This window comes from Rhodococcus sp. MTM3W5.2, from assembly GCF_001984015.1.
Lineage (GTDB): Bacteria > Actinomycetota > Actinomycetes > Mycobacteriales > Mycobacteriaceae > Rhodococcus_G > Rhodococcus_G oryzae.
The window spans coordinates 5065001-5078972 of sequence record NZ_CP019572.1; the positions used below are offsets into that span (position 1 = coordinate 5065001).

12 protein-coding genes and 2 pseudogenes (1 of these 14 only partly in view) are annotated in these 13972 nt (G+C 71.6%); 7 read left to right on the plus strand and 7 right to left on the minus strand.

The window, feature by feature from the left end:
• Positions 1–888 (plus strand): annotated as a pseudogene (locus BTZ20_RS23040) (alkaline phosphatase family protein); it begins 257 nt to the left of the window's first position.
• A 99-nt stretch (positions 889–987) separates the two neighbouring features.
• Here BTZ20_RS23040 and BTZ20_RS23045 read toward each other — a convergent pair.
• Complete coding sequence (locus BTZ20_RS23045) at positions 988–2076, minus strand: LacI family DNA-binding transcriptional regulator (protein ID WP_077042942.1); 1089 nt, start codon at positions 2074–2076, stop codon at positions 988–990.
• Positions 2077–2162: 86 nt separating this feature from the next.
• Between BTZ20_RS23045 and BTZ20_RS23050 the strand changes: the two genes are divergently transcribed.
• The 5 genes and pseudogenes from BTZ20_RS23050 (at position 2163) to BTZ20_RS23070 (ending at position 6614) form a co-directional block, all read left to right on the plus strand.
• Positions 2163–3239 (plus strand): metal ABC transporter solute-binding protein, Zn/Mn family, encoded by a 1077-nt coding sequence (locus BTZ20_RS23050; protein WP_077042943.1) that lies wholly within the window; start codon positions 2163–2165, stop codon positions 3237–3239.
• 79 nt (positions 3240–3318) lie between these two features.
• Positions 3319–4179 (plus strand): metal ABC transporter ATP-binding protein, encoded by an 861-nt coding sequence (locus tag BTZ20_RS23055; protein ID WP_077042944.1) that lies wholly within the window; start codon positions 3319–3321, stop codon positions 4177–4179.
• The gene (locus BTZ20_RS23060; protein ID WP_077042945.1) at positions 4176–5054 is read left to right on the plus strand and encodes a metal ABC transporter permease; all 879 of its coding nucleotides are present in this window, start codon (positions 4176–4178) and stop codon (positions 5052–5054) included. The genes BTZ20_RS23055 and BTZ20_RS23060 overlap by 4 nt, the downstream gene beginning before the upstream one ends.
• Before the next feature lie 191 nt (positions 5055–5245).
• The gene (locus tag BTZ20_RS23065; RefSeq protein WP_077042946.1) at positions 5246–6004 is read left to right on the plus strand and encodes a LamB/YcsF family protein; all 759 of its coding nucleotides are present in this window, start codon (positions 5246–5248) and stop codon (positions 6002–6004) included.
• A pseudogene (locus BTZ20_RS23070) lies at positions 6004–6614 on the plus strand (5-oxoprolinase subunit B family protein). Before BTZ20_RS23065 ends, BTZ20_RS23070 begins: the two are co-directional and overlap by 1 nt.
• A 72-nt stretch (positions 6615–6686) precedes the next feature.
• On the opposite strand, the gene BTZ20_RS23075 reads toward BTZ20_RS23070, so the two are convergent.
• Complete coding sequence (locus tag BTZ20_RS23075; protein WP_077042947.1) at positions 6687–8084, minus strand: MFS transporter; 1398 nt, start codon at positions 8082–8084, stop codon at positions 6687–6689.
• Between the two features lie 124 nt (positions 8085–8208).
• On the minus strand, positions 8209–8898 hold the full coding sequence (locus BTZ20_RS23080; RefSeq protein ID WP_077042948.1) for a ZIP family metal transporter: 690 nt from the start codon (positions 8896–8898) through the stop codon (positions 8209–8211).
• Positions 8899–8943: 45 nt separating this feature from the next.
• Here BTZ20_RS23080 and BTZ20_RS23085 point away from each other — a divergent pair, with 45 nt between their 5' ends.
• Complete coding sequence (locus BTZ20_RS23085; RefSeq protein WP_189636535.1) at positions 8944–9825, plus strand: biotin-dependent carboxyltransferase family protein; 882 nt, start codon at positions 8944–8946, stop codon at positions 9823–9825.
• On the opposite strand, the gene BTZ20_RS23090 is transcribed toward BTZ20_RS23085, so the two are convergent.
• From BTZ20_RS23090 to ispF, 4 genes are all read right to left on the minus strand, one after another.
• Positions 9813–11003, minus strand: coding sequence for an amidase (locus tag BTZ20_RS23090; protein ID WP_223263479.1), 1191 nt, complete (start codon positions 11001–11003; stop codon positions 9813–9815). The two genes, BTZ20_RS23085 and BTZ20_RS23090, sit on opposite strands and share 13 nt — an antisense overlap.
• Positions 11004–11080: 77 nt before the next feature.
• Positions 11081–12067, minus strand: a complete 987-nt coding sequence (gene rlmB / locus BTZ20_RS23095; protein ID WP_077042951.1) for a 23S rRNA (guanosine(2251)-2'-O)-methyltransferase RlmB — start codon at positions 12065–12067, stop codon at positions 11081–11083.
• A complete protein-coding gene (gene cysS, locus BTZ20_RS23100; protein WP_077042952.1) occupies positions 12067–13476 on the minus strand; it encodes a cysteine--tRNA ligase in 1410 nt (469 codons plus the stop codon). Before cysS ends, rlmB begins: the two co-directional genes overlap by 1 nt.
• Before the next feature lie 11 nt (positions 13477–13487).
• Positions 13488–13964 (minus strand): 2-C-methyl-D-erythritol 2,4-cyclodiphosphate synthase, encoded by a 477-nt coding sequence (gene ispF, locus BTZ20_RS23105; RefSeq protein ID WP_077042953.1) that lies wholly within the window; start codon positions 13962–13964, stop codon positions 13488–13490.
• Positions 13965–13972: the final 8 nt, after the last annotated feature.

Here is a 13972-nt window from a genome sequence, read left to right on the forward strand (position 1 = left end):
CTCGCTCGGCACGGGACTGCCCTCCGGGCAGCACGGGGTTGTCGGCTACCTCATCCCAGCGACCGGGCACGACCGGTTGATGAACCCGCTGAAATGGCGCCTGCACGGCGAAGGCCCCCGGGTGGACCTGCTCAAGGAACTGGTACCCGAGGAGTTCCAGCCGATACCGACCGCTTTCGAACGCGCCGCCGCGGCGGGCATCTCCGTGTCCAGGGTGGCGCCGCCCTACCAGGGCGGTTCCGGACTGACCCGGGCCGCGCTGCGCGGCGGGGAGTTCCGGCCCAGCTTCTCGCTCGGCGACCTGGTCGACGCGTCGGCGAGTGCGCTCCGGCTGGGTTCTCGATCCCTTGTCTACGCCTATCACGGCGAACTGGACCTGACCGGGCATGCCAGAGGCCCGGCCTCGGCCGCGTGGGCTCTCGAGTTGGCGCAGGTCGACCTGATGGCGCGCCAGCTCGCCGAGCGCCTGCCGCGCGACGGCGCGCTGATCGTCACCGCCGACCACGGCATGGTCGAAGTGCGATCCCCCGTCGACATCGACACTTCCCCGAACTGACAGAGGGCGTCCGCCTGATCGGCGGCGAGCCCCGGGCCCGCCACGTCTATACCGACGACGGCGCCGCCGACCAGGTCGTCGCGTCCTGGCGGGACCGCCTCGGCGACGGGTTCGCGGTGCTGACCCGCGCCGAGGCGATCGACAACGGCTGGTTCGGTCCGACCGTCTCCCCCGCAGCCACCGAACGGATCGGTGACGTGATCGCGATAGCCCGCGGATCGAGCGCGCTGATCCGGACCGGCGCCGAGCCGCTCCAGTCCATGCTCATCGGTCACCACGGATCACTCACCTCCGCCGAGCTGCACGTGCCACTGTTGGTGTTCCGGGGGTAGTCGGACGGGGCCGGCACGAGTTCCGCACTGGGTACCACTTGCGGCGCCGCTGGACGGCCGGGTCTGGGCCACTCGGCACTTCGCCACGTACTGGGCCGGTCAGGCGGGCGGCGGCGCCGCGGTGTGACCGCGCACCAGTTCGGTGTCGAGCATCTCGACGGTGGCCACACCGGAATGTGAGGGCGTCAGGAGCAGCGCTCCCGCCCGCCTTCCCTTTTCCTCCGCGGGCTGACGGACCGTGGTCAAGCCCTCGCGCAGCGCCTCGTCGACGCCGTCGAACCCGGTGATGGACAGCTGGCCGGGCACGTCGATGCCGCGCCACCGCGCAAAGTCCAGGGCACCGAGCGCCAACACATCTGTGGTGCACAGCAGCGCGGTGATCCGCGGATTGGTCGCGAGCGCCTGCTCGGCCGCCGAGTGACCGGACCGGGAGCTGTGCTCCGCGCGCTCGATCACGGTCAACGATCGCGGGTCCAGCCCGGCGGAGGCAAGGGCGTCGCGCACCCCGGCGATCCGTTCGCGCTGGACGTGGAAGTTCGGCGAATCGAGACGGTCGGAGCCCGCCACACCGTCCCGCTGGTCCCGACCCAGCCTCATGCAGATCACACCGATGTCCTTGTGCCCCAACGACAACAAATAGTCTGCAATCTTGCGCATCGCGCCGCGATCGTCGATCCCGACCAGCGACGCGCCCTCGATCTCGCGCGGCTGGTCGCAGATCACCATCGGCAGGCGGCGCTCGAGGACCGCGGCCAGGTACGGGTCGTCGTCGGCCACGGAGTAGACGACGAAACCGTCCACCCCTGCCTGCTGCACCACGGCTGCGGACTGGACATCGTCACGTCCCGGCCCGGCCGGGATCAGCAACAGTCCCTCCCCTGCCGCCTCACAGGACTCGGCAAGACCGGCCAGGAAGCTCATCGCGGCCGGATCCCGGAAGGAGTAGCTCAGTGCCTCGGTGAGCAACAGACCGACCGCACCCGCCTTGCGGGTGCGCAGCGAGCGCGCGACCGGGTCCGGGCCGGGGTAACCGCGCCGCTTGGCCGCCTCGAGGACCCGTTCGCGGAGTTCGGTCGACAGCTGATCGGGCCGGTTGTAAGCGTTCGAGACCGTCGTACGGGAGACCTTGAGCTCCGCCGCGAGGGACGCCAGCGTCGCCTGACGGCGCGGATGACGGGACCTGGGCATAACGGGACGGTACGCAATGCCGCGAGTGACCGTCAGCACGCCCCCTCCAATGTACAACGGAAACGATTTCCATTAGTATCTAGGCCATGCCCAAGGGAGATCTGACGCCGCTCACCGCCCCGACCCGGCGCCGCTCGGCGTTCGCCATTGCCGGTCTGGCGCTCGTGGGGGCACTGACCCTCGCCGCCTGCTCGTCCGACCCGGACGCAGGCGCAGGTACCCCGCTCGCCGATGGACAGCGCGCCAACATCGTCGCCTCCACCGACGTCTGGGGCTCGGTGGCGGCGGCCGTCGCGGGCGACCGGGCGGACGTCACGTCGATCATCGACGACGCGTTCGCCGACCCGCACTCGTTCGAGGCCAGCCCCCGGGACGCCGCCGCCATCACCGATGCCGACCTGGTCGTCTACAACGGCGGCGGCTACGACGAGTTCATCGACGACGTCCTCGCAGGCACACCGGGCAAGCGGACCGTCGACGCGTTCGCCCTGTACGGCACCGACACCGACCTGCACGGCGACCACGATCACGTGGTCGAGGAGGCGGCCGCCGCGGCGGCCGCCACGACCGCCCCCGCGGAACCCGTTGCCTCCGAGCACGACTCGCACGACGGCCACGACCACGACAACGCCGGCGTCAACGAGCACGTCTGGTACGACACCCCGACCGTTGACGCCGTCGCCAAGCAGATCGCCGCCGAACTCGGCGCGATCGACCCCACCAACGCCGCCGCGTACACCGCCAACGCGGCGACCTTCCACGAACAACTGCACGCCGTCACGGCCGTCACCGATTCGATCGCCGCCGGGCATCCGCAGGCGCCGGTCGCACAGACCGAGCCGATCGCGCACTACCTGCTGGTGGCGACCGACCTCAGGGACGAGACGCCGCAGGACTTCACGAAGGCCATCGAGGACGGCAACGACCCGCCGCCCGCGGCCGTCGCCGCGACACGGGATCTGCTCGCCGACAAGAAGGTGAAGGTCCTGATCTACAACAGCCAGACGCAGGACAAGGCGACCCAGAACATCCGTGAGGCCGCCGAATCGGCCGGCATCCCGGTCGTCGAAGTCACCGAGACCCTGCCCGACGGGCTCGACTACATTCAGTGGCAGACCCGCACCGCCGAATCGCTCGCCGCGGCCTTGAACGCCGCCCACTGAGAACCGCGCGCCGAAGAAGAATCCACCGGTCACGCGTACCGGCAACGAGCCGCGTGACAACCAGACCCGGAATGGCCCCGTGACCCACCCTGCCCCCGACGCACCGAGCGTCAGCCGAACACCCGCCGTCGAACTGAGAGGCGCCCGGCTGGCATACGGCGACCGCACCCTGTGGTCCGGACTGGACCTGAGCGTCGAGCAGGGCGAGTTCATCGCGGTCCTCGGCCCCAACGGGTCCGGCAAGACCTCGCTCCTGAAGGTCCTGCTCGGCCAGCTCCCACTGTCCGAGGGCACCGCCACGATCGCGGGAACTCCTGCCCGGACAGGGAACTCCCACGTCGGATACGTGCCGCAGCAGAAGACGATGGACGAGGGCCTGCCGCTGCGCGGACGCGACCTGGTCGGGCTCGGAGTGGACGGTCACCGGTGGGGCACCGGGTTCCGCTCCCGCCGTTCCCGCCGGACCATCGTCGACGACGCCATCGACCAGGTGGGTGCCCGGGCCTTCGCCGATGCACCGGTCGGCTCGCTGTCCGGCGGCGAGCAGCAGCGACTGCGGGTCGCGCAGGCTCTTGTCGGCGATCCCAAGGTGCTGCTCTGCGACGAGCCGCTGCTCAGCCTGGACCTGGCCAACCAGCACCGGGTCTCCGACCTGATCAACCAGCGCCGGCTCGATCACGACACGGCCGTGCTGTTCGTCACCCACGAGATCAACCCGATCCTGCCGCTGGTCGACCGGGTGCTGTACCTGGTCGACGGCCGGTTCCGGATCGGGACGGCCGCCGAGGTGATGACCTCGGAGGTGCTCTCCGAGCTGTACCAGACGGACGTCGAGGTGCTGCACGTGCGCGGACGGCTCGTCGTCGTCGGCACCGGCGACGCCATCGACGCGCTCGGTTCCACGGGTGCCGACGGAATCCACCACGAGGCGCACGAATGAACGAGAAGCTCGCAGACACGTTTTCGAAGATGTTCGACTGGCAGGCCACCATCGACCTGCTGCAGTACGACTTCGTCCAGCAGGCCCTGCTCGCCGCGGCCATCCTCGGCCTGCTCGCGGGTGCGATCGGTCCGCTGATCATCAGCAGGCAGATGTCGTTCGCGGTACACGGCACCAGCGAGCTGTCACTGACCGGTGCCTCCGCCGCGCTGCTGGCCGGGATCAGCGTCGGACTCGGCGCCATCGTCGGCTCGGTGTTCGCCGCCGTTCTGTTCGCGCTGCTCGGATCCAAAGTGCGCGAACGGGACTCGGTGATCGGCGTGGTCCTCTCGTTCGGCCTCGGCCTATCCGTGCTGTTCATGTGGCTGTATCCGGGACGCACCGGCACCAGCTTCTCGCTGCTGGTCGGCCAGATCGTCGGGGTGGGCAACAGTGGCCTGCAGCTGCTGCTGGTGTGCGCCGTGCTGGTGCTGGCGGTGCTGGTCGTGGTGTACCGGCCGCTCCTGTTCGCGAGCACCGATCCGGACGTCGCGCGGGCCCGCGGCGTTCCGGTCCGAGCACTGTCCATCGTGTTCGCGGTGCTGGTCGGCGTCGCCGCGGCGCTCGGCGTGCAGATCGTCGGTGCGCTGTTGGTGCTCTCACTGCTGATCACCCCCGCGGCCGCCGCGGCCAGGATCACCTCGAGCCCGCTCCGGACGACGCTGTTCTCGATCCTGTTCGCCGAGATCGCCGCGGTCGGTGGCATCCTGCTGTCGCTGGCCCCAGGCGTGCCGGTGTCCAGCTTCGTCACCACCATCTCGTTCGTGATCTACCTGGCCTGCCGGGCGATCGGGTCGCGTCGCGGCAGCACCGGACGGGTCGCGGTCCCGGCCTGAGTCCTGGCCGCGGCCAGTGCCTCGTGCTCGAAGTCCATTGATGGTTGCCGGGGATCCGCGTGGATGCATCGCAAGGCGGAGAAGTCCCAGGTAGCGGTGTTCTACCTGGGACTTCGACAACGCAGCGAGGCGCCGCGTGGGCCCCGGCAACCGCAAGAAGACTTCGGGCACGCGGCACTAGGATTCGAGGCGTGGCATCCATCGATCTCAACAGCGACCTCGGCGAAAGCTTCGGCGCCTGGCGGCTCGGCGACGACGAGGCCATGCTTGCCCTGGTGACCAGCGCGAATATCGCATGCGGGTTCCACGCGGGTGATCCGACCACGCTGCTGAACACCTGCCGATCCGCGGCGCAGCGGACCGTGCGGATCGGCGCGCAGGTCGGTTATCGGGACCTGGCCGGATTCGGACGCCGGTTCATCGACATCGCCCCCACGGACCTGACCGCGGACGTGATCTATCAGATCGGCGGCCTCGATGCCCTCGCGCAGACCGTCGGCTCCGCCGTCGGCTACGTCAAACCCCATGGCGCCCTGTACAACGCGATCGTGCACCACCGCGAGCAGGCCCGCGCCGTCGTCGCGGCCGTCGTCGCGTACGACCCCACCCTCCCGGTGCTCGGACTGCCGGGTTCGGTCTTCCTGGCGGAGGCGGAGGCCGCCGGCCTGCGCACCGTGGCAGAGGCGTTCGCCGACCGCGGCTACACCCCGACCGGCGAGCTGGTGCCGCGCGGACTGCCGGGCGCGATGCTCTCGGACCCGGAGTCCGTTGCCGCGCGGGTGCTGCGGATGGTCGAGCACGCGGAGATCGAGGCCGTCGACGGCACCGTCCTCGCCTCGCCGGCCGAATCCGTCTGCGTGCACGGGGATTCGCCGTCCGCGGTCGCGATGGCCGCTGCCATCCGCGCCCGACTCGACGACGCGGGCGTGCGCGTGGAGCCCTTCGTCTGATGCGCCTGCTGGACGCGGGCGACGGCGGGGTGCTCGCCGAGTTCGACGACCTGGAGGCCGTCGTCGCGCACTATCGGGCACTGGACGCGAACCGCCCGGCGGGCGTCGTCGATCTGGTCCCGGCCGCCAGGACGATCCTGGTGCGGTTCGACCCCGGTCGCACCGATCGAGCCCACATCGCGCGCTGGCTGCGCGAGACCGGGCCGGAGTCCGGAACCTACGCGGAGACCGGTGCGCTGATACAGATTCCCGTTCACTACGACGGGCCGGACCTGGCCACAGTCAGTGCACTGACGGGCCTCGGGCCGGACGGCGTCGTCGCGGCACACACGGGCAGTGATTGGACCGTCGCCTTCGCGGGGTTCGCCCCGGGTTCGGGTACCTCGTCGGTGGCGATCCCCGGCTGCGGGTGCCCCGCCGGGACGACCCCCGCACCGAGGTGCCTGCGGGCGCGGTCGGGCTGGCCGGCGAGTTCTCCGGCGTCTACCCCCGGAAGTCGCCGGGCGGCTGGCAGCTGATCGGCCACACCACCGAGCAGATGTGGGACGCCGTCCGCGAGCCGCCCGCACTGCTCCGACCAGGGGACACGGTCCGGTTCGTCGCCGTCTGAGCGGTTCGCCGGGTGTGCACCTGCCGACGCACCTACTCGGACGATGCGCCTGCAGGTGCACACTCGGCGGGGTCAGGGGCGCGGCCGCGTGCTGCGCCAGGCGGTCAGCACACCGGCCGCGGCGAACGCGGCGAAGAACCCGAACAACAGCCTCGCCGAATCCGCCATCGTCCCGCCTAGATTGACCAGGACGCCCGCCGACGCCGACCCCACGGCGTTGGAGACCAACTGCACGGTGTTGATCGCGGCGGCCGCCTTCCCGCCCTCGACCTCGTCGTGCTCGGCGCCCATCGCGAAGGTCGACAGGTGCGGCCACGCCATGCCGATGCCAGCGCCGCCCAGCACCAGCGCCGCGACCCACACCCCGATCACCCACGCCGTCGCACCCTCCCGCTGCGTCGCCGCCGCGACGAGGAACCCGATCGTCACCAGGGCGGGGCCGGCGACGACCAGCGCGCGCACCGTCGACCTGCGCGAAGCGCCCGCGCTGGATATCTCGCCCAGGGTCCAGCCGACGGCGAGCGCGGCCCCGAGAAAACCCGCCGCCAAGGGCTCGAGGCCGCCGAGCCGCTGACCGAACAGCGGCACGAAGGTCTCGGCGGTCGACGCGACCGCCAGCAGGGCAAACGTCGCGTAGGTCCACTTCAGGGTGTTGCCGGGGGTGAACGTCACCGCGGGGAGCACCCTGGTGACCGCGCGGCGCTCGTGCACGACGAAGGCGACCAGCAGCGCGACGCCCGCGACGACGCCAAGCGCGGTGAGCGCCACGTTCGACGCGATGCCCGCCACGCTCACCAGCAGCGCAGCCGCGGACAGCAGCAGCATCGACACGGCGGGGACGCCGACCCTGGGGCCGTCGATCCGCTCCCCCGTGATGTACCGGGGCACGATCGCCGCGATGCCCGCCGCCAGGAGCGCGAGCACGATGAAGGCCAGTCGCCAGGCCCCGAACTGCGCGAACACCCCACCCAGCGCGGGACCCACGAACGTCCCGACGCCCCACATCCCGGAGACCAGCGCCGAGGCACGGGCCCACAGATGCTGCGACAGCGTGGACCGGATCAGCGCGTAGCCCAGTCCGCTGAGCAGCCCACCGCCGAAGCCCTGCAGTCCACGGCCCGCCAGCAACACGAACATGTCGGGCGCGGCGGCGCACACCACCGTGCCCGCCGCGAACAACCCGATGGCGGCGAGGTACGCGCCCCTCGGCCCCGCGACCGCGAGCAGCCGGCTCACCAGGACCGCCGAGATCACCGAGGCGACAAGGAAAATCGTGGTGGCCCACGCGTAGAACCGCGCTCCCCCGATCTCGTCGACGGCGGACGGGAGCAGGCTGGTGGTCAGGTAGATGTTGATCGCATACAGCGCGACGCCGCCTGCCAGCACCACCATCGGCCCGAGGTGGTCGGGGCCGAGCAGCTGCCGCCAGCCGCGGTCGAGCCGAGTGGTCGAGGTGTCGGTCGGCGCCATGACAACCAGGCTAAAACCTCAAGCTCAGTCGAGGTCAAGGCGCGGGTGGCCCGTCGAGTGTGCAGTTGTCGGGGCATCGCCCGGGTAGCGGCGACGGTAGGTGCACACTCGACGAGCGCGGGTGCTAGCCGCCGAGCGCGAACGCGACGAGGAAGCCGAGCGCGGTGGACAGCCCGACCCACCAACCGCCCTCCCGATACGCCTCCGGCATCAGCGAATCCGCGAGCACCGCGATCGTCGCGCCGCCCGCGAACGCCTGGATCACCGCGATCTGCCGATCCGGGATGGCGTCGGCGGCCGCATTCGCGGCGATCACCACCAGCACCAGCACGACCGCGGTCACCGTCCACAGCAGAATTGCGCGGCGGCGGTTGAAGTTCGGCTGCTTACGCATCGACGCCGCGCCCGCCACCGCCTCGGGCACATTGCCGACCGCGACCGCGACCAGCAGCACGAGGCCACCACCCGCGCTCAGCGAGACACCGAGCGCGGTGTTCTCCGGGATACCGTCCAGCAGAGTGCCGAGCATCAGCGCCCAGCCGAGCGCCGCGGGGCCGAGCTTGTTCTCGATCAGGTGATCGGACACCACGTAGACGAGCGCGCCCGCCATCAGGGCGATTCCGGCGACCAGCACGCCCTCGGCCTCGAAGGCCGGCTGGAACAGCTCCGTGGACACCGCCGCGACCATGGTGCCCGCGCCGAACGCCATCAGGGCCGCCAGCAGTGGGCGGGGCAGGTCGTAGCGGAGCCCGACGATCGCCCCGATGAGCAGGGGAACCGCGGTTCCCAACCCGTACAGGGCGGCAGTGACCATCCGGCGATCGTACTGTCGAGGCCGGGGATGGGCGACAATCGTTGGGTGGCTTGGCTCGAGGTGTTGCGCACCGGGGCACTGACCACGGTCCAGGACCGTGGCAGGCCCGGATTCGCCGCGCTCGGCGTCGGCGCGTCGGGGGCCGCCGATCGCGGATCCCACGACAGCGCAAACCGGTTGGTGGGCAACGACCCCGGGGCCGCGACCCTGGAGGTGACGCTCGGCGGGCTCGCTGTCCGAGCGCACGGCGACCTGACCGTCGCGGTTACCGGAGCCCGGGTCCCGTTGTCGGTCAACCACACCCCGAGCGCGGACTACAGCGCGGTGCACCTGTCCGACGGCGACGTGCTGGCCCTCGGCAACGCCACCGACGGCCTGCGCTGCTACCTCGCCGTGCGCGGTGGAGTGGACGCCCCACCGACGCTCGGCAGTCGCGCGACCGACACGCTCGCCGGGCTCGGCCCGGAGCCGGTGCGGGCCGGCGACCGGCTGGCCGTCGGCGAGCTGAGTTCGGACTGGCCCGCCGACGAGATCATCCCGCCGCCCCCGGCCAACCCGTCCCCCGCTCGGCTGCGAGTTCGGCTCGGGCCGCGATCGGAACTGTTCGAGACCGCCGCCGTCGACATGCTGTTCGGCCAGCCGTGGACGGTGTCGACGGACAGCAACCGGGTGGGCGCGCGGCTGAAGGGCGCCGAGCCGCTGCGGCGCCGGGGCACCGCAGAGCTGGCGAGCGAGGGAATGGTGCCGGGTTCGCTGCAGGTGCCGAGCGGCGGACAGCCGGTGCTGTTCCTGGCGGACCATCCCGTGACCGGCGGCTATCCGGTGATCGCGGTGGTCATCGATGCCGACCTGGGCGTTGCCGCACAGCTGGTGCCGGGCGCCCAGGTGCGGTTCGAGCCCGCGGGCAGCTCGACTCAGCCGGGCTGAAGGACCGGAACCAGGGCGCGGACCAGCCGCAGCAGGTCGAGGTCGCGTCCGCGCGGCCCGAGGATGCACAGCCCGACCGGGACGCCGTCGGCTGTCGGCAGCGGCACGCTCACCGCGCACCGGCCGCTCAGTCCGGCTATGCAGGTCAGCTCCAGGGTGGTGGCCCTGGCCCCCTCGATCACCGGGCCGCCGAGCGTCGCGTCCACCCGGGTCGGCGCCACCGAGGATGCGGACGGCAGTACCAGCAGGTCGTCGCCTAGCCATTGGTCGATTGTGTCGCGGATCTGCCGCATCCGGTCGACGGCACGGTCCCGCTGCGCGTCGGTGTACTCGGCCGCTGTCTCGAACCGTGCGCCGACGTCCGGGCCGAGGCTCTCGCGATGCCGGGAGATCCACGCGCCGTGCGCCCGCCACGCCTCCCACCCCTGCACCGTGCGGAAGACCTCGGCCCAGCCGGCCAACTGGCTCGCGTCGAAGGTGCTCCGATCGATCCGCGGGAGGTCGCCCGAGCCCCGCCACAGTGCCACCGCGCCTTCGATCGCGTCGCGCACCTGCGGCGAGGCCAGCCCGATGAGCTCGTCGGACACGACCGCCCGAGCGAACCCGCGCTCGGGAGCCGCGGGCAGCAGCACCTGCCCGACCGTCAGCAGCGTGTGCGGGTCGCGCGTCAGCCACCCGACCGTGTCGAAGGTCGGCGCCAGCGGGAGCACGCTGACGGCGCGGACGACGCCGTGCGTGGGCCGGATCCCGCACAGCCCCTGATATGACGCGGGGACGCGGATCGAGCCGCCGGTGTCGGTGCCGAGCCCGATGTCCGCCTCGCCGAGTGCGACCGCCGCGGCGGGTCCCGCGCTGGACCCGCCGGGAATCCGGTCCGGGGCGCTCGGATTCGGCGGGGTCCCGTAGTGGGCATTGGTGCCAGCCAGGCTGTAGGCGAACTCGTCTGTGCGCGCGATCCCGGCGATCGCCGCACCCGCCTCGAGCAGGGCGGAGACGACGGGCGCCGTCGACCCTGCCGGTCGGGATTCGGCGAGCCACCGCGCGTTGCCCGCCCCGGCCGGGTACCCGGCGACGTCGAACAGTTCCTTGACCGCGACGGTCATCCCGTCCAGCGGTCCCCGTCCCGTTGGCGGGACCAGTGGCATGCCGAATTCCCGCCATACCGTCGGGTCGACCACGGAAACCTCCTGGTCAGGCACTGTGAGTGAATTGCGGCCCCATAGGGGTGCAATTCACTCACGGGCGGCGGAGCCGCCTATCGCCTCCGCTGCCGGGCGATGTCGGCGAGCACGACGCCCGCGGCGACCGAGGCGTTGAGCGACTCGACCGGACCCGCCATCGGGATGCTGAGGATGGAGTCGCAGGACTCGCGGACCAAACGGGACAGGCCCTTGCCCTCCGAGCCGACGACCACGACGACCGGTCCGGTGCCGTCGTACTCGTCGAGGGTGGTGTCGCCCCCGGCATCGAGGCCGACGATCTGCACGCCCTTGGACGCCCAGTCCTTCAGCGTGCGGGTCAGGTTGGTGGCCTGCGCGATCGGCAGCCGGGCCGCCGCGCCCGCGCTGGTGCGCCACGCGACCGCGGTGACGCTGGCGCTGCGGCGCTGCGGGATGACCACGCCGTGGCCGCCGAACGCCGCCACCGAACGCACCACGGCGCCGAGGTTGCGCGGGTCGGTGATGTTGTCGAGCGCCACCAGCAGCGCGGGCTCCTGGTGCTTGCGAGCCTCGGCGATGAGGTCGTCCGGGTGCGCGTACCGGTACGGGGGCACCTGCAGGGCGACGCCCTGGTGCAACCCGTTGGCGCTCATCCGGTCCAGGTCCGTGCGCGGGACCTCGAGGATCGAGATGCCGGCCTCGGCCGCCAGCTGCACGCTCTCGGTGAGCCGCTCGTCGCTCTCGGTGCCGACCGCGACGTACAGCGCGGTCGCGGGCACACCCGCCCGCAGGCACTCCACGACCGGGTTACGGCCCAACACGTTCTCGGGTCCGGCGTCGCCCTTGCGCGGCGAGCCGCCGCGGCCGCGCGGCGCGCTGCCACCGGTGCGGCCACTTGCGTCGGCGGCGCGGGCAGCCGCCCTGGCCCGCTTGGCGGCGGGGTGCTTGGTGCGCTCGACCGCGGGCGGGGTGGCCCCGCGCCCCTCGAGGCTGCGCCTGCCCTTGCCTCCGGAGCCCGCGACCTGGCCCTTCTTGGTGCCGGTCTTGCGGATCGCGCCGCGCCTGCTCGAATTGCCTGCCATTACAGTCCCGCTTCGTTGTGGTTCGTCTTGAGGGACCACTCGGGCCCGCTCGGTGTGTCGGTGACCTCGACGCCCGCCGCGGCGAGCCGGTCCCGGATCTCATCGGCGGCGGCCCAGTCCTTCTCCGCCTTCGCCTTCTGGCGCGCATCGAGATTCGCGCGCACCAGAACATCGAGCGCCGCGTGGGCCGCCGAGCCGTCGTCGGCATCGGCCGCCCAGTGCGGGTCGAGAGGGTCCACCCCGAGGATGCCCATCATGGCCCGCACCTGACCGGCGATCTCCAACGCCGCGGTCAGGTCGCCGGCGTCGAGCGCCTTGTTGCCCTCGGTCTTGCTGCCGTGGATCTCGGCCAGCGCCTTCGGCACCGCAAGGTCGTCGTCGAGCGCGGCCGCGAAGCCCTCGGTCCATTTGCCGACCGGGATCTCACCCGCCCGCTCGCGGGTCTTGAGGATGAAGGCCTCCAGGCCGCGGTAGGACTCGGCGGCCACCTCGAGCGCGTGGTCGGAGTACTCGAGCATGGAGCGGTAGTGCGCTCCGCCCAGGTAGTACCGGAGCTCTTGCGGCCGAACCTTCTTCAGCACGTTCGGCACCGACAGCACGTTGCCGAGAGACTTCGACATCTTCTCGCCGCCCATGGTGACCCAGCCGTTGTGCAGCCAGTACCGGGCGAACCCGTCGCCCGCCGCCCGGCTCTGCGCCATCTCGTTCTCGTGGTGCGGGAACACCAGGTCCAGCCCGCCGCAGTGGATGTCGAACTCGGCGCCCAGGTAGGCCTCCGCCATCGCCGAGCACTCCAGGTGCCAGCCAGGACGTCCGCGTCCCCACGGCGTCGGCCAGGACGGCTCCCCCGGCTTCTCGGCCTTCCACAGCGTGAAGTCCCGCGGGTCGCGCTTGCCTTCGGCCGCGCTCTCGCCCTGGTGCACGTCGTCGAGCTTGTGCCCGGACAGCGCGCCGTACGGCGCGTAGCTGCGCACGTCGAAGTACACGTCGCCCGCGGCGGCGTACGCGTGGCCCGCGTCGATCAGGCGCTGCATCATGTCGACCATCTGGGTGACGTGGCCGGTCGCGCGGGGCTCCGCCGAGGGCGGCAGCACGCCGAGCCGGTCGTAGGCCCAGTCGAAGGCGCGCTCGTAGGTCGCCGCCCACTCCCACCACGGCCGCCCGGCGTCGGCGGCCTTGTTCAGGATCTTGTCGTCGATGTCGGTGACGTTCCGGATGAATGCGACGTCGTAGTCGTGCGCGAGCAGCCAGCGCCGGAGCACGTCGAACGCGACGCCACTGCGCACATGGCCGATGTGCGGCTCGCCCTGGACGGTCGCACCACAGAGATAGATCGACGCGTGTCCGGGGGCCAGCGGAACGAAGTCACGCAGGGCCCGCGTCTCGGTGTCGAATAGGCGCAGGGTCACGACGTGCGATCTTACCGGCCCGAACCGGTGTCAAGTACCAGCGCGGTCGCGACGGCCGCGATGCCCTCGCCCCTGCCGGTGAGCCCGAGACCGTCGGTGGTCGTCGCGGAGAGGGAGACGGGAGCCCCGAGCACCTCGGAGAGCACGTCCTGTGCCTCCACCCGGCGCGGCCCGATCTTGGGACGATTCCCGATCACCTGGACCGCGGCGTTGCCGATCCGCAGGCCGTCGGCCTCGATCAGCCTGCGCACCTCGGTCAGCAGCACCGCACCGCTGGCCCCGTCCCATTCCGGCCTGCCGGTGCCGAACACCGAGCCGAGGTCGCCCAGTCCCGCCGCCGACAACAGCGCGTCGCACAGCGCGTGCGCGGCGACGTCGCCGTCGGAGTGACCGGCGCAGCCGTCCTCGTCCGCGAACAACAGCCCGGCGATCCAGCACGGCCTGCCGACCTCGATCGGATGGACGTCGGTGCCGATTCCCACTCGCACGGTTGCCC